Source organism: Halostagnicola larsenii XH-48 (assembly GCF_000517625.1).
Taxonomy (GTDB): Archaea; Halobacteriota; Halobacteria; order Halobacteriales; family Natrialbaceae; genus Halostagnicola; species Halostagnicola larsenii.
Genome location: NZ_CP007056.1, coordinates 143490 through 158924, shown reverse-complemented (window position 1 = coordinate 158924; position 15435 = coordinate 143490). Strand labels below are relative to the sequence as shown.

Genomic DNA, 15435 nt, shown 5'->3' with positions numbered 1-15435 from the left:
TCATGGGACACGTCAATCTTACCAACACGACGAAACGGTACGAAGAGGTCGTCGCAGTCGACGAAATGAACCTCGAGATCGAGGACGGCGAATTCCTCTGTCTCGTCGGCCCGTCGGGGTGTGGGAAATCGACGACCCTCGAGATGATTTCGGGGCTAACGCTTCCCTCGGACGGAACCGTCGAAATCGCCGGCAAGGACGTGACGAACGAGCCCCCGAAGGACAGGAACATCTCGATGGTCTTCCAGAACATCGCGCTGTTTCCCCACATGAACGTTCGAAAGAACATCAGCTTCGGACTCCGGCTTCGGGACTTCGAGGACGAGGAGATCGAACGCCGCGTCAAACAGGCGGCCAAAATCGTCCAGCTCGAGGGAATGCTCGACCGAAGTCCAAGCGAACTCTCCGGCGGCCAGCAACAGCGCGTCGGGATCGCCCGTGCGATCGTTCGGGAGCCGGAAGTGTTCCTCATGGACGAGCCGCTTGCGAACCTCGACGCCAAACTGCGCGTCCACATGCGAACCGAGATCCAGCGTTTGCAGAAGGAACTCGACATTACGACCGTCTACGTGACCCACGATCAGGAGGAAGCAATGACGATGGCGGACCGAATCGCCATCATCAATGGGGGTAACCTCCAGCAGTGTGCGCCGCCGCTCGAGTGTTACGACCGGCCGGCAAACCGGTTCGTCGCGAGTTTCATCGGCAGCCCCTCGATGAACATCTACGACGGCAGCGTCACCAACGATACGCTCGATCTGACCCACTTCCAGATCAGCCATTCGCTCGATATCGATTCCGGGCACAACGACGTGAGCGTCGGCGTTCGACCCGAAGACGTCTATCTCGTCTCGAGCGACGACGAGCCAGAAACGCCGAGCGCTGCGTTCCCGGCGGTCGTCGACGTGCTCGAGCCAGTCGGGGACCAGACGTATGCGTACCTGAATCCTGCGGATAGTCAGGCGGACTCCGATTCGGTGATGGGCGAGGACGCGACAGAGTTGCTCGTGAGCATCGACCCTGACACCGCAATCAGCGAGAACGAAACGGTCGAGATCGTCTTCGACCGCGAGAAGGTCCACGTCTTCGACGGACCGACCGGTGATTCGATCGCCCACGGAATCGTCAAGCAAGCGGCGGCCGAACCGACGCCAGTTTCCTCCGAAGAGGAGATTCAGGGGTGAACAAAGCAGGATGAGTCTCGCCAGTACGTTGTTCTTCGGGGCCGGCACGCTGTTGTTTTTCTTCTGGATCTACGGCATCGTGTCGTTTTACTTCGACCTGCGCTATCGGTTCATCCCCGCCGCGCGGAACTACCTCCGCGACACCGACGGGGACGATCGACCCGACCCTGAAGAGTACATCTAAAGCGACGACTCTATCCTGCGAATTTCCCTTTCGAAGCTGTTCGCTGCGTATCACCGAAGAGACGACGGCAGGCGTATCGAGTACGAACGAAGTCGCGTCTCGAGAGTGAAAAGAGAGATCGGATCAGTTTCGCATCCGATCGTTTCGCTCGGCAGTACTCGTTTCGGCTATCGTTACCAGCACTCGCGCTTGAATCGGATTACAGCCGTTCGAACTCCCAGATCTGGTTGTCACCTCCCTCCCACGATCCGGCTTGTACCGGTGCACCGTCCTCGGTGGCGGCGTCTGCGACCTCGAGTCGACCCTTGGGAACCTCGATCTGGAACCCGCTCTCGTAGCGTTCCATGCGATATTCCTGCGGACTGCCCTGCACGGCGTTCGAGCCCGAGAAGGCGATTCCCTTTCCGCTGTGTTCGGCGGTGAGGGTAAAGTAGCCCTGTCGACCGTCCATCTCGCCGTCGACCTCCCAGCGCTGGTGGGCCTCGTCGTTCCACTCGCCCTGTTGAATCTGTGCTCCCGTGGACGTCGATCCGCCGGCGACCTCGAGGACCTGTCCGCTGTGGGCGGCGACGACCCGGTACGTTCCCGGTTCGATCGAGTTGACTCCCTCCTCCCAGACCGCCTCACGGTCGACTTCGCGTCCGATCGTCGCCCGGGGCTGGTCGACGACGTAATCGACCTCGACGGCGGTTCCGGGATCGGTTCGCCACTCGAAGACGAGGTCCCACTCGCCGGTCTCGGCGTTCCACTCGGGGTAGCTCTCCCAGGCGGCTGACGCGTCCGCGCCGTCGTACGGTGCCGTGCGTGCCTCGAGCGTCGAGCGGTGATACTCCGAAACGCCTTCGACGCGGGCGGCGGGTGACGCGCCCGCCTCGAGGGTGACGGTCCCTCGATCGATGCCGCCGCCGAGGTTTCCATGCACGACCGTCGTCTCGGACGCGGCGTGAATCCGATCATCGTCGCTGCCCTCGATGCGTACGTCGTTGTTGATGAACTGGTTGTGCAGGCAGGCGCCGCGCTCGTTGATCGCCCACGGCTGTTTCGGGTCGTCCCGGTCGTCCGTGATGCGGAGGTTCGCGAGCGTGATCCCCTCGTTGATCTCCGAGGACTCGCCCATGAGTCCGAGCGACCAGAAGTTCACGCCGGGGGCATCGGTGTTCTTGATGACGCCGCCGAGGATCTTGACGTTCCGAACGTCGACGAGGAGGATACCCGCCCTCGAGGCGTCGTGGACGTTGACCTCGCCGACGGTTACGTTCCGCGTGCCAGTGATGATCGAGAGCCCGCGAACGCCGCCGCGGCTGACGACGCGCCCGACGGAGATGTTCCGACAGCCGTTTGCCAGTCTGAACGTCGCGTAGTCGAACTGCGGATTCCGTCCGACGACCTGCCCGACCGACGCGTCGAACGTCTCGTTGAGCAAGAGGACGCAGCTTCCGGGATCGACGCCGATGACCTGGTCGATCTGGATCCGCTCGACGTCGTAGGTCTCGATCCCGTGATGGCCGGTGTTCGTCACGTAGGCGGTTCCGATCTGGACGTCGGTACAGCCATCCTGAATCCGAACGCCCTGAACGGTGACGCCGTCGATCCACAGCTGGTCGAATCTGAGATCCGACGAGTCGGCGACGAACACGGCTCTGCTGGCCGCTCCCTCGACGGTGAGACGGGGGATAGCTACGTTTTCGACGCCCTCGAGCGAGAGAACGTCGTCGGTCTCACCGTCGATCGTCACCGTTCCATCCAGCTCGAGGCGTGTGTGACTCGGCACGTCGACGCCCGTAACCTCGTGATCCTCGCTAACCACGAGGTCGCTGGTCACGCGAACGGTCGCCTTCGTGGTTCGGCCTTCGGGGAGTGCGTCGAGAGCAGCCTGCACGACGACCATCGGTTCCTCGCCGTGTTCGACCGTTTCGTGCTCGTCGTCGGCGTAATAGACTCCGTCGTCGTCTCGCCAGACGGTCACGTTTGGGGTCTCCGCCGGCGTATACGTGTGATCGACCTCGATCGACTCGAGGTCGTAGAGGCCGTTTCCGTTCGCGACCACGTCGGCGTCCCACTCGTACCACGGTTGGTTGCCGGTGTCTGGCCCGTTCGGCGACCGCCCCGGCGTGGCGCTGGCCGATCCGCCGAACGCAGCGCCGACCCCTGCAGCGCCGAGGACCGCAAGTGCGCCCCGTCGTCCCAGCGAAAGCGGGACCGTTCTCTCATCGTCAGTCGATTCCCCTGTCTGCTTCCGGTCGACATCATCAGTCATGATAGCGTTTGCCGCGGTCGTGCGACAGAAACACGTATTATCGGTACCGACTTTAATTCTTCGACGATAGTTACTTTCGATGATATGACCTCGATTACGAGCACGGGGCAAAGAGAGCGGAGGAATTTAGGCCGCTGGGGTCGGTTGGACACACGTCATGACAGAATCGACACCGTCGAGCGCCTGGATTCGAATCGGTTCGGAGACCGAAGCCGACCCGGAGCGCTCGAGCGAGAAGGTCACGAAACGGTTCCAGCGTGCCATCGAAGACTGCCACGAGTGCGGGGGCGGAACGGTCGCCGTCTCGAGCGGCGAGTACGTGATCGGGACGATTCGGCTTCGCTCGAACGTAACCCTTCGGCTCGAGGCGGGGGCGGTCGTGAAACCGGCACGATCGAAGGACGCGTACGTCGACCGCCACGTGGGTCCGGACGGCGAACGCCCGTTCGTCCTCGCGGAGGGCGTCGAGAACGTCTCGATCGTCGGCGACGGGACGATCGACGGTCGCGGCACCGAGTTCATGCGCGTCGACGAACCGATTCGCCAGCACTCGGGAGAAAGCGAGGGGCATCCGCTCGTCTCGAACGCTCCCCACCGCGCTCGACAGGGAGACGACTATCTCGATCGCTCCGGGGCGCTCGAGGAGTGGCCCATTGGGAAGCCCGCTTTTCGGCCGGGGCCGCTGGTGTTGTTCGACGATTCGGCGGGCGTTTCGGTTCGCAACGTCACGATCCGCGACTCGCCGGCGTGGACGCTCTGTTTCGACGGCTGCGAAGACGTCGACGTTCGCGGGCTGACCGTCCGCAACCACATGCGGATTCCCAACTGCGACGGGATCGAGATCGGCAACTCCAGTGGCGTTCGCATCGCCGACAGCGCGATCGAGTCCTGCGACGACGCCATCACGATCGTTTCGGACGAGGGAAAACGGGACTGCGAACACCTGACCGTGACCAACTGTTCGCTCTCTTCTAGCGCGTGTGCGATCAAGTTCGGTTCGGAAACCGGCGGCGACATTCGCAACTGTACGTTCTCGAACTGCGTCGTCTACGGCTCGAATCGGGGGCTGGGTATCCAACACCGCGACGGGGGTCGGATCGAGAACGTGCTGTTCTCGGATATCACGGTCGAAACGCGGCTGCTCCCCGGCCCGTGGTGGGGGAAAGCCGAACCGATCTACGTTACTTCCGTTCCGCGCGACGAGGAAACCGACCTCGGCGCGGTCAGGAACGTCCGATTCTCGAATATCGTCGCCGACGCGGAAAGCGGCGCGTTCGTCTACGGACACGAGGAAGCGACCCTCGAGCGGGTTCGCCTCGAGTCGGTTTCGCTGTCGATCGGAGGAAGTCCCCACGCTGACGCCGTCGGCGGGAACGCGGATATACAGCCGACCGCGGTCACGGCGCCGATCTACGAGGAGGAGATTTCCGGCGTGCACTGCGAGAACGTCACCGACCTCGAACTGCATGACATTTCCATCGAGTGGGGCGAGAACCTGCCGGCGTACTTCGCCCACGGAATTCGATGCCTCGAGACCGACGGTGTGGTCATCGATGGCTTCGCGGGTCGACAGGCCAGGCGGGCCCAAGCGGCGGCGGATTCGGCCGAACTAGACGCCGCGATAGTGCTCGAAGACTGCGAGCGAACGAGCGTCGCGAATTCTCGAGCGGCGGACGGAACGGACACGTTCCTCTCGGTTCGAAACTGTCGCGACGGCCGGCTGTTCTCGAACAACGACCTCGTGGCGGCCGAAACTCCCGTCGATGGCGATTGGAAGTTCCGCACAACGGGCAACGTGCCACCGGTTTCAGACGAGTGAGTAGGCGGGGGATTTGGAGATCACTTGCAGCGCGAACGACTCACGATTTGCCCGACGGGACGGCGTTCGGCGACCGAAATCGTTATGCCTGCGTTGGGACACTATCCGACGATGGCTGCCGAGCAACGCAACTACATCGACGGGGAATGGACCGAAGCAGAAACCGAGGAGACGATGACGGTGACGAACCCGGCATCGCCGGCGGAGGTCGTCGCCAGCTACCAGTCCTCGAGCGCGGCCGACGCTGCTCGAGCGATCGAGGCCGCCGCGGGTGCGGCCGACGAGTGGGCGGCGACGCCGGCACCGGAGCGCGGACAGATTCTCACCGAGACCAGTCGTATTCTCGCGGATCGTAAGGACGAACTGACCGAACTGCTCGTGCGCGAGGAGGGCAAGACCACCGGAGAGGCCGGCGGCGAGGTCCAGCGGGCGATCGACATCTTCAGCTACTACGGCGCGAAAGCCAGCGACCTCGGCGGAACGGTAAAGAGCGCGAGCGGCCCGCGAACGAACCTCTATACGGTCACCGAGCCCCTCGGTGTCGTCGGGCTGATCACGCCGTGGAACTACCCCATCGCCATCCCGGCCTGGAAGCTCGCCCCCGCGCTCGTGACCGGGAACGCCGCGGTGCTCAAGCCAGCGTCGGAAGCACCCGGCGTCGCCCACGCGATCTTCGAGGCGCTCGACGAGGCCGGACTACCCGACGGTGCCGCCAACTTCGTAACGGGATCGGGAAGCACCGTCGGCACCGAACTCGTCACCAGCGAGGAGGTCGACGCGATTTCGTTCACCGGAAGCACCGCGGTCGGCACCACCGTCTACGATCAGGCGACCGAGGACGGCAAACGCGTCCAACTCGAGATGGGCGGCAAGAACCCGACAATCGTCTCCGACAGCGCGGACGTCGAGGAAGCCGCCGAAATCGTCGCTTCGGGCGCGTTCGGCGTCACGGGCCAGGCCTGTACCGCCTGCTCTCGCGCCATCGTCCACACGGACATCTACGACGAGTTCGTCGACGCCGTCGCCGCCGAGGCTGACGCGATCGAACCCGGTCCGGGTATCGAGGGCTCCGATATGGGCCCGCACGTCTCCGAGGACGAACTCGAGGGGACCCTCGAGTACATCGACATCGCCCAGGAGGACGGTGCGTCCCTCGTCGCGGGCGGGAACGAACTCGACCGGGAGGGCTACTACGTCGAGCCGACAGTCTTCGCCGATGTCGAGCCGTCGATGCGACTGGCACAGGAGGAAGTGTTCGGCCCGGTGCTGGCGGTGCTCGAGGTCGAGGACTTCGAGGACGCACTCGAGGTCGCAAACGGCGTCGACTACGGCCTGTCGGCCAGCATCGTCACCGACAACCACACCGAAGCGAACCGGTTCATCGACGAGATCGAGGCGGGCGTCGCCAAGGTCAACGCGAAGACGACCGGGCTGGAACTCCACGTTCCCTTCGGCGGCATGAAGGGCTCTTCGAGCGAAACCTGGCGCGAACAGGGCGACGAGGGCCTCGAGTTCTACACGATCGAAAAGACCGTCTACGATAACTACTGAGCAATCCCAACCCCGGAGCGACCTAACCCGTCTACGGGGCGACGACTCGACGCGATCACCGATCGACGATTTTTGGCCGGACGCCACGGACAGATACCGACGCGTGGCGACAATGGCAAGACCCAAAACCGTGGCATCCGTTAGTCACACACAACTAATGGCAACCCAACTCGAAACGTTCGAAACCAGCCTCGAGAAGGTTCGAACCGAGGTTACACGAACCACACCCGCGGACTTTCAGGACACAGTCGCAGATGCGATCGAACGGCCGGCAGTCGGTGCGGCGCTTCCGTTCGACACCGTCTCGCTCGCAGACACCGACGTGGTTCTCGACCCGACCCCCGACCAGCTTCGCGAGGCCGCCTGTGGCGTGACGAGCGCGGCGCTCGGCGTCGCCAGCTACGGAACCGTCGTCCTCGAGTCGACGCCCGCGGGTGGGGAACTCTCCGGGCTCTTTCCGGACCGCCACGTCGTCGTCGTCCGCGAGTGCGACATCGTCGGGGACATGGCGACGGCGTTCGAGCGCATGGGTGAGCGATTCCGAAACGGGCGCGACGACGCCGTACTCGCAACCGGACCGAGCGCAACCGCGGATATGGGCGAACTCGTCTACGGCGTCCACGGGCCGCGAGAAACGCACGCGATCATCGTGGAGGACTAATGTCGAGCAACCGTTCCCAGAAGGCCGACCGAATTCGGCAGATCATGGAGACGGAAGGCGAGAGCGTCGAGCGCAACGCTCGCGGGTTCAACGAGGGCCGCTACGAATCCGTCGCCCGACTCGAGGACTACGACGCGTACAAGGACCGAGCGCGCGCCATCAAAGAAGACGCCATCGAGCGACTCCCCTCGCTGATCGAGCAGGTGCGCGAGACCGTCGAGGCGAACGGCGGGACGGTCTACCTCGCCGACGACGCGGCCGACGCGAACCGGTACGTGCGCGAACTCGCCCGCGAACGCGCGGCCGAAACCGTCGTCAAATCGAAGTCGATGACGACCGAGGAGATCGAACTCAACGAACACCTCGAGGACGAGGGCTGTGACGTCTGGGAAACCGACCTCGGCGAGTTCGTCCTGCAGGTCGCCGACGAAGCGCCCAGCCACCTCGTCGCGCCCGCGATCCACCAGTCGCGCGAGGAGATCGCGACCCTGTTCAACGAACAGTTCGACCCCGAAGAACCCCTCGAGACGGCCGAGGAGCTAACGAACTTCGCTCGAGAGTACCTCGGCGAGCAGATTCAGGAGGCGGACATTGGAATCACCGGCGCGAACTTCGTGACCGCGGACACCGGAACCATCGCGCTGGTCACCAGCGAGGGCAACGCCAGAAAGACCGTCGCGGTCCCCGACACGCACGTCGCCGTCGCCGGCGTCGAGAAGATCGTGCCGACGTTCGAGGACCTCCAGCCGTTCGTCGAGTTGATCGCCCGCTCGGGTACCGGACAGGACATCACCTCCTACGTCTCGCTGTTCTCGCCGCCGGTGGCGACGCCGACGGTCGACTTCGACTCCGAGGGGCCGATCGCAGGTACCGCTAGCGACTCGAGTTCGGACGCCGAAAACGATCGGGAGTTCCACCTGGTGCTCCTCGACAACGGCCGAATGGAGATGCGGGACGACGACCAACTCCGGGAGACGCTTTACTGCATTCGGTGCTCGGCCTGTGCGAACTCGTGTGCGAACTTTCAGTCCGTCGGCGGCCACGCCTTCGGCGGCGAAACCTACGCCGGCGGCATCGCCACCGGCTGGGAGGCTGGCGTCAACGGCGAGGAGTCGACCGAGGAGTTCAACGACCTCTGTACGGGCTGCTCGCGGTGTGTCAACCAGTGTCCGGTGAAGATCGATATTCCGTGGATCAACACCGTCGTCCGGGACCGGCGAAATCGCGGTGCCGACGGCGGCGAACTCGACTTCCTCGTCGAAGGGCTCACACCCGATGAAGAACCCGCAGGCCTCGACCTGCAAAAACGCTTTTTCGGCAACTTCGATACGCTCGCGAAACTCGGTTCCGCGACCGCGCCGCTGTCGAACTGGGCCGCGGGGACGCCGCCGTCGCGGATGCTCATGGAACGAGTGCTCGGCATCGACCGCCGCCGAGAACTGCCGACGTTCGAACGCGAGACGCTCGTCGAGTGGTTCCGCAACCGGGACGCGCCCCGCCCCGTCGACGCGGAGTACCACGCCGTGGTCTACCCCGACCTCTATACGAACCACGTCCGAACCGAGCGAGGGAAGGCGGCCGTCCGGACGCTCGAGGCCCTCGGCGTCGCGGTCGAAATCCCCGACGTGGCCTCTTCCGGTCGCGCGCCGCTCTCCCAGGGGATGATCTCGACGGCCGAAGCACACGCCCGCGAAGTTCGTGCGGACCTCGAGGCCCACATCGACGCCGGCTACGACGTCGTCGTCATCGAACCGAGCGACCTCGCGATGTTCCGCGGCGAGTACGAGCGACTGCTCTCCGAAGACCGGTACGAATCGCTCGCAGAGCGTAGCTACGAACTGTTCGAGTACGTCTACGGCCTGCTCGAGAACGGCGTCGACCCCACCCCGCTTCGGGACGCCGAGCACGACGCGACCGCGTCCGACATCGCCTACCACTCACACTGCCAGCAGCGAACCCTCGAACTCGAGGAGTTTACGACGGCCGTCCTCGAACGCCAGGGGTTCGACGTCACCACGTCGGACGTCGAGTGTTGTGGCATGGCCGGCAGTTTCGGCTACAAGAGCGAGTACTACGAACTGAGCATGGACGTCGGCAGCCGCCTCGAATCGCAGTTCGAGATGCCCGACGCGGCGGATCGAACGGTCGTCGCGAGCGGCACGTCCTGTCTTGAGCAACTCGACTCGCTGCTGACCCGACAGCCGCGCCACCCGATTACGCTCCTCGATCCCGGCGCGTAAGTCCGTTCGTCCGCCCGCCGTCGCCAGGTTCGAACCGCTCGAGCGTCATCAAGTCGGTGATGGACGAAAGAAAGATTCAAGAGTCGCGGCTGGGATGGAAAAACGATGCAATTCATTCGATTCGCGACGAGCGGCGGCGTCCGCTGGGGCGTCATCGTCGACGATCAGACGTACGGACTGGACCGATTCGGCGAACCATCGCTCGAAGAACTCGCAACGCCGGGCTACCGTCGGCGCGTCGAACGCGCCGCCGAAATCGGCGAACTGCCGGCGATCGAGGAGCCAGACGACTACCTCGCGCCGGTTCCCTCGGTCGAGCAGATCATCTGCATCGGGCTCAACTACTACGACCACGCCGAAGAACAGGACGAGGAGATCCCCGAAAAGCCGATGTTGTTCGCGAAGTCGCCCTCGAGCGTCACCGATCCCGAGGCGCCGATCGTCCACCCCGACGACGTCGAGCAGGTCGACTACGAGGTCGAACTCGGCATCGTCATCGGCCGAACCGCCTGTGAGGTCGACGCGGCGGACGCCGAAGAGTACGTTGCGGGATACACGGTCGTCAACGACGTGAGCGCTCGAGACGCCCAGTTCGAGGACGGACAGTTCTTCCGCGGCAAGAGCTACGACACGTTCGCGCCGATGGGGCCCGCGCTGACCGCCCCCGATGCGATCGATCCGAACGACGTCGAAGTCGAACTTCGACTCAACGGCGAGGTCAAACAGGAATCGACGACGGCGGAGTTCATCTTCGACGTCGGCGACGCGATCGAGTACCTCAGTCATGTCACGACCCTGCAGCCGGGAACCGTCATCTCGACCGGAACGCCGGGCGGCGTCGGCGTCTTCCGCGACCCGCCGGAGCTGCTCGCACCCGGCGACACCGTCGAGGCCGAAGTCGAGGGTATCGGCACGCTCGAGAACCACGTCGTCGGCGAGTAAACGCGTACGCGTTCACGATCTTCGACGCGCTCGACGGATCAGATCCCGGCGACGGTCTCGAACGACCTGCCGGTGAGCCACGACCGGTCTTTCTTCGAGAGGCAGTCGACGTGCTCGAGCCAGCGCAGGCTCCCTTCGTAGGTCGCCTCGTCGCTGACGTTTGGGAAGTCAGAGCCCCAGACGACCCGCTCGCGGCCGAAGGTCTCGAGAAGCCAGCGGACGTGGTCGTGCATGTCCTCGTAGGGGAACTCCTCTTCGGAGCGGTGGACGACCTCGGAAACCTTCACCGCGACGTCGTACTCCTCTGTAGCGAGCGCTTCGAGGTCGGCGAACGCACCGTCTTCCGGCGGAATCGAGGGGTCGGCGTGACAGAAGTGATCGAGCGCGTAAGAGAGGGCCGGGTACGTTTCGACCAGTTCGATCACGTCCTTGAGTTGGTCGACGTGGGCGAGGATCTGGACGAGGGCGTCGGTCTCGCGGGCGGCCTCCCAGAACGCCGTCTCGTCGATCGCCTCCCGAAGCCACGAGACGGAAGGGTCGAAGGTCTCCCACATTCGATCGTACGGACAGATCGCACCGAGTCTGAAACCGAGAACTCCGTCGACGGCCATCGATGTCCGAAGGCGGTCGGCCGCGCCGTCTGCGAACTGATCGAGCATGACGATGCCCGAGAGCCTGTCGAATTCCTCGACGCACTCGAGCGTGTAGGCGTTGTCCGTCCACTCGCAGATCGGATAGCCGACGACGACGGCCTCGTCGACGCCGATCGCATCCATATCGGCCAGGAGCCGTTCCGCGTCGTAGACGGTGTCGACGTCGAAGCCGTCGATGGCGTCCACGATGGCCCCGTTAACCCAGGGGTGGTCTCGCGTCGGGCGCGTCCAGGCGTGCGTGTGAGTGTCCAACACCATTGGTTACTGAACGGTCGCCTCGAGCGATACTAAACGTTGTGTTCCGAATGGCACCGTCGAACGGAACGTCCCGTCCGCAAACGACGGCGTGGCGGACAGGGTATTTTAGAAGCGCTCATCGGCGAGAAGAGTTCGCTGGACGGTTTCGACAACGGCCTCAGATGTCGGTGAACGAAAAGACGGGTTTGCAGGTTTCAGACTCGAGGAATGCCTCGAATGCGGCGGTCGGTTCGTCGACGCTGAACGATCGATCGATGATCGCGTCCGCATCAATCGCACCAGCAGAGAGGAGGCGGATCGCCTGCTCGAAGTTCTGCCAGGTCGAGCCGTAGGAGGTATTGACATCGACTTCGCCGCGGACGACGGGCGTCATGAACACTTCGCTCGGTGCGCCGGGGAGGCCGACGACGACGACCTGCCCGCCCTTCCGAACGTGTTCGATCGCCATCTCGACGCCGCTTTTGTGCCCCGTCGTATCGAACACGACGTCGAATCCGATGCCGTCGGTTCGCGTCTCGACGGTATCCTCGAGATCCGTCGTCTGAATATCGGCCGTCTCGATACCGAGTTGTTCGACCAGCGGGAGTCGGTATTCGGTATCTTTGCCGAGTCCTGAAACGATGACGTCTGCCCCCATCGCGTCCGCGACGGCTGCGACGAGAACGCCGATCGGGCCGGGACCTTCCACGAGAACGGTATCGCCGGGGGTTACGTTCGATTGATCGAACACCGCGCGCGTCGCGATGCTGAGCGGTTCGGTGATGCTCGCCTGTCCGAGCGGAAGGTCGTCGGGAATGTGATGGAGATCTCGCGGCTTCACCGTCGTGTACTCGGTGTAGGCACCGTCGTTGTGCATTCCCGTGATCTCGAAGTTCTGGCAGACGTTAGGCTGGCCGTTCTTGCACTGAAAACAGGAGCCACAGTCGTGGATCGGCTCCTCGACGACGTGGTCGCCGACCGAGAAGTCGGTCACGTCGTCGCCGACTTCGACGACTTCGCCGGAGTACTCGTGGCCCATGATGCGCGGCATCGGGATCCACTCGTAGCCGTCCTCGTATTTATACGCGTGAGCATCGCTTCCGCACAGTCCGGCAGAATGGACGCGGACGCGTACTTCGTCATCGGCTGGTACTACTTCCTCTCGTTCGCGGATTTCGATAGATCTGGGACCGGTATGGACTATAGCCTTCATGTAGGGTTGCCTCTCGCTCTGGTCAAGCTATCAGTAGTTGGGGGACTCACCTACAAATATCTTTAGGTGTGGGAACCGTCATCGGGGTTCTTGATCGCGTACTTTGGGATTGTCTCGAACGCCCGGGGGCTGCTCACTATAAACACTTATGGGGCTGTTTACCCCATCTTGAGGTGAGCTAACGAAGCGTGATCTGAACGTATGGAAATCACAGACATCACAGTCACGAAGGTCAGCACCGATTCCTGGGGCGAGTTCGTCGAGTTCCCGCTCGTCACCGTCATGAGCAAGTTCGACGAGTACAACAACGCGGACGGCGACAATCCACAAGCCCGCCGCAAGTGGATGGGGCCCGTCGGCGATGTCGTCGTCGAAGTCGAAACGGACGCCGGTATCACCGGCGTTGGTGTCGGTAACTGGGCGACCGGTTCGATCGAAACCATCGTCGACGAAACGCTCTCGAAGCTGATCGTCGGCGAGGATCCACACCAGCGCGAACGGCTCTGGGACATGATGTATCGCGCGACGATCCCGTTCGGTCGAAAGGGAGCGGCTATCGAAGCCATCAGCGCGGTCGACCTCGCGCTGTGGGACATCGCCGGGAAAGAAGCAGAAAAACCGGTGTACGAACTGCTCGGCGGACCCGTGACCGACGAGATTCCCTGCTACGCGAGCAACCTCCACCCGGTCGACCACGATAAACTCGAGCGCGAAGCGCAGGAGTACGCCGAGGCCGGCTTCGACACGATGAAGCTCCGATTTCTCCACGGCCCCGAAGCCGGTCGCGAAGGCATGAAAGAAAACGAGAAAATCGTCGAGACGGTTCGGGATGCCGTCGGCGACGAGATCGGCATCGCCGGCGACGCCTACATGGGCTGGACCGTTCGCTACGCGAAGAAGATGCTCAAGCGCCTCGAGCGCTACGACATGGAGTGGGTCGAGGAACCCGTCATCCCTGACGACATCGACGGCTACGCGGAGGTCCGCGAGGCGTCGAACGTCCCCATCTCCGGCGGCGAACACGAGTTCACCCGCTGGGGCCACAAGGAACTGTTAGAGCGCGAAGCAGTCGACATCCTCCAGCCGGACGTCCACCGCTGTGGCGGCCTGACCGAGTTGCTGAAGATCGACTCGATGGCCAGCGCCCGCGACGTGCCCGTGATTCCCCACTCGGGGACGAACCCGCACCTGCACTTCATCGCCGCCTCGACGAACGCGCCGATGGCCGAGTACTTCCCGATCCCCGAGTGGTATCAAGAGCGCCAGGGCGAACAGGAGTCGACCTACGCCGACGCGATCTACGCCAACCCGCCGAACGCCGAGAACGGCTCGATCGCTCTCCCCGAAACGGTCGGGCTGAGTTCGGAAGTCAACCGCGACGCCTTAGAGCACTACCGCGTCGAGTAATCTATGAGCGCCAGGGATATTACGTTCGAGTTCAACGTCCCGGTGTTCGCCGGCGCGCCCGACGAGGGCGACGACGAGCCGGTCCACCGCGATACGCCGCGCCTCGAGTCTCTCGACTGGGAGCAGACGAAAGAATCGGTCCTGCTGGCCGAGGAACTCGGCTTCGACGCCGCGTGGGCACCCGATCACCTCATGCTCGGGCGCGGCCACGCGGAGTACGAAGTCTGGACGGTGCTGTCGGCGATAGCAGGCTTTACCGAGGAGATCAACATCGGTTCGCTCGTCCTCTGTAACGACTATCGGAATCCCGCGCTGGTCGCGAAGATGGCAGCGACGCTCGACGTGATTTCCGGCGGCCGCCTCGAACTCGGCCTCGGGGCGGGCTGGCACGACGGCGAGTACGACGCCTACGGCTGGGAGTATCGCGACGGTTTCGACCGTCTGATGCGCTTAGATGAGGGTATCCGACTGATGAAGCGCATGTGGGAAAGCGACCCCGACGACGGCGCATCGTTCTCGGGCAACCACTACGAAATCGACGGCGCGTACTGCGAGCCCGGCCCCGTACAGGACCCCCACCCGCCGATCCTCGTCGGCGGCCAGGGCGAGCAGGTTACCCTGAAACTCGTCGCGAAACACGCCGACTGCTGGAATACCGACGTCTTCAACGGAAAACCCGAGACGCTCGAGCACAAGATCGGCGTCATTGAGGATCACTGCGAAACGGTCGGGCGCGATCCCGACGAGATCGAGTACTCCTGGGACGGTCACGTCATCTGCACCCGGGACGAGGAGACACTCGAGCAGTTGGTCGATCTGATGACGCCGATCCAGTTCGAGGAGGAGTACCAGGACCAAGCACCGATCGAGACCGTCGAGGACGCCCGCGAATACTTCGTCATGGGAACGCCCGAAGAGTGCGCCGAGGCGATCGAACGACGGATCGACGCCGGCGTCACGAAATTCCAGGGCTGGTTCGTCGACCTTCCCGACACTGACGGCATGGAACTGTTCGCCGACGAAGTCATGCCGCAGTTTCGGTAACGACCACTTCGACTCGCGCCGTTTTTCTCCGTTCGATGTAGCG

The 15435-nt window shown here is 63.5% G+C and carries 12 protein-coding genes; 9 read left to right on the top strand and 3 right to left on the bottom strand.

Features of this window, described 5'->3' with window-relative positions; genetic code table 11:
• Nucleotides 1-2: 2 nt before the first annotated feature.
• On the top strand, nucleotides 3-1184 hold the full coding sequence (locus tag HALLA_RS14725) for an ABC transporter ATP-binding protein (RefSeq protein ID WP_049954265.1): 1182 nt from the start codon (nucleotides 3-5) through the stop codon (nucleotides 1182-1184).
• A gap of 10 nt (nucleotides 1185-1194) precedes the next feature.
• Nucleotides 1195-1368: a hypothetical protein gene (locus HALLA_RS21120; RefSeq protein ID WP_169732150.1), complete on the top strand. Its 174-nt coding sequence runs from the start codon at nucleotides 1195-1197 to the stop codon at nucleotides 1366-1368.
• Nucleotides 1369-1567: 199 nt separating this feature from the next.
• Here the strand turns inward: HALLA_RS21120 and HALLA_RS14720 are convergent, their stop codons facing one another.
• Nucleotides 1568-3625 carry an RICIN domain-containing protein gene (locus tag HALLA_RS14720; protein WP_049954264.1) on the bottom strand — a complete coding sequence of 686 codons (2058 nt, stop codon included), beginning with the start codon at nucleotides 3623-3625 and terminating at the stop codon, nucleotides 1568-1570.
• Nucleotides 3626-3782: 157 nt separating this feature from the next.
• On the opposite strand from HALLA_RS14720, the gene HALLA_RS14715 reads away from it, so the two are divergent.
• The 5 genes from HALLA_RS14715 (at nucleotide 3783) to HALLA_RS14695 (ending at nucleotide 10838) form a co-directional block, all read left to right on the top strand.
• On the top strand, nucleotides 3783-5444 hold the full coding sequence (locus tag HALLA_RS14715) for a glycoside hydrolase family 28 protein (protein WP_084569052.1): 1662 nt from the start codon (nucleotides 3783-3785) through the stop codon (nucleotides 5442-5444).
• Between the two features lie 111 nt (nucleotides 5445-5555).
• Entirely contained in the window at nucleotides 5556-6995 is a 1440-nt protein-coding gene (gene xacF / locus HALLA_RS14710) for a 2,5-dioxovalerate dehydrogenase (protein ID WP_049954567.1), read from the top strand.
• A gap of 157 nt (nucleotides 6996-7152) precedes the next feature.
• Nucleotides 7153-7656: a LutC/YkgG family protein gene (locus HALLA_RS14705; protein WP_049954263.1), complete on the top strand. Its 504-nt coding sequence runs from the start codon at nucleotides 7153-7155 to the stop codon at nucleotides 7654-7656.
• Nucleotides 7656-9896, top strand: coding sequence for an LUD domain-containing protein (locus tag HALLA_RS14700; RefSeq protein WP_049954262.1), 2241 nt, complete (start codon nucleotides 7656-7658; stop codon nucleotides 9894-9896). Before HALLA_RS14705 ends, HALLA_RS14700 begins: the two co-directional genes overlap by 1 nt.
• 105 nt (nucleotides 9897-10001) lie before the next feature.
• The gene (locus tag HALLA_RS14695; protein WP_049954261.1) at nucleotides 10002-10838 is read left to right on the top strand and encodes a fumarylacetoacetate hydrolase family protein; all 837 of its coding nucleotides are present in this window, start codon (nucleotides 10002-10004) and stop codon (nucleotides 10836-10838) included.
• A 38-nt stretch (nucleotides 10839-10876) separates the two neighbouring features.
• On the opposite strand, the gene HALLA_RS14690 is transcribed toward HALLA_RS14695, so the two are convergent.
• Entirely contained in the window at nucleotides 10877-11746 is an 870-nt protein-coding gene (locus HALLA_RS14690) for an amidohydrolase family protein (protein ID WP_049954566.1), read from the bottom strand.
• Between the two features lie 160 nt (nucleotides 11747-11906).
• Complete coding sequence (locus HALLA_RS14685) at nucleotides 11907-12941, bottom strand: zinc-dependent alcohol dehydrogenase (protein WP_049954260.1); 1035 nt, start codon at nucleotides 12939-12941, stop codon at nucleotides 11907-11909.
• 201 nt (nucleotides 12942-13142) lie between these two features.
• Between HALLA_RS14685 and HALLA_RS14680 the strand changes: the two genes are divergently transcribed.
• Together HALLA_RS14680 and HALLA_RS14675 are read left to right on the top strand one after the other, a co-directional pair.
• A complete protein-coding gene (locus HALLA_RS14680) occupies nucleotides 13143-14348 on the top strand; it encodes an enolase C-terminal domain-like protein (RefSeq protein WP_049954259.1) in 1206 nt (401 codons plus the stop codon).
• A 3-nt stretch (nucleotides 14349-14351) separates the two neighbouring features.
• The gene (locus tag HALLA_RS14675; protein WP_049954258.1) at nucleotides 14352-15392 is read left to right on the top strand and encodes an LLM class flavin-dependent oxidoreductase; all 1041 of its coding nucleotides are present in this window, start codon (nucleotides 14352-14354) and stop codon (nucleotides 15390-15392) included.
• Nucleotides 15393-15435 lie beyond the last annotated feature (43 nt).

What these genes read in the sequence shown, in the direction of transcription:
- HALLA_RS14720 (WP_049954264.1), bottom strand. Translation starts at nt 3,625, where the DNA reads ATGACTGATGATGTCGACCGGAAGCAGACAGGGGAATCGACTGACGAT.
- HALLA_RS14715 (WP_084569052.1), top strand. Translation starts at nt 3,783, where the DNA reads ATGACAGAATCGACACCGTCGAGCGCCTGGATTCGAATCGGTTCGGAG.
- HALLA_RS14685 (WP_049954260.1), bottom strand. Translation starts at nt 12,941, where the DNA reads ATGAAGGCTATAGTCCATACCGGTCCCAGATCTATCGAAATCCGCGAA.
- HALLA_RS14675 (WP_049954258.1), top strand. Translation starts at nt 14,352, where the DNA reads ATGAGCGCCAGGGATATTACGTTCGAGTTCAACGTCCCGGTGTTCGCC.
- xacF (WP_049954567.1), top strand. Translation starts at nt 5,556, where the DNA reads ATGGCTGCCGAGCAACGCAACTACATCGACGGGGAATGGACCGAAGCA.
- HALLA_RS14705 (WP_049954263.1), top strand. Translation starts at nt 7,153, where the DNA reads ATGGCAACCCAACTCGAAACGTTCGAAACCAGCCTCGAGAAGGTTCGA.
- HALLA_RS14725 (WP_049954265.1), top strand. Translation starts at nt 3, where the DNA reads ATGGGACACGTCAATCTTACCAACACGACGAAACGGTACGAAGAGGTC.
- HALLA_RS14700 (WP_049954262.1), top strand. Translation starts at nt 7,656, where the DNA reads ATGTCGAGCAACCGTTCCCAGAAGGCCGACCGAATTCGGCAGATCATG.
- HALLA_RS21120 (WP_169732150.1), top strand. Translation starts at nt 1,195, where the DNA reads ATGAGTCTCGCCAGTACGTTGTTCTTCGGGGCCGGCACGCTGTTGTTT.
- HALLA_RS14680 (WP_049954259.1), top strand. Translation starts at nt 13,143, where the DNA reads ATGGAAATCACAGACATCACAGTCACGAAGGTCAGCACCGATTCCTGG.
- HALLA_RS14695 (WP_049954261.1), top strand. Translation starts at nt 10,002, where the DNA reads ATGCAATTCATTCGATTCGCGACGAGCGGCGGCGTCCGCTGGGGCGTC.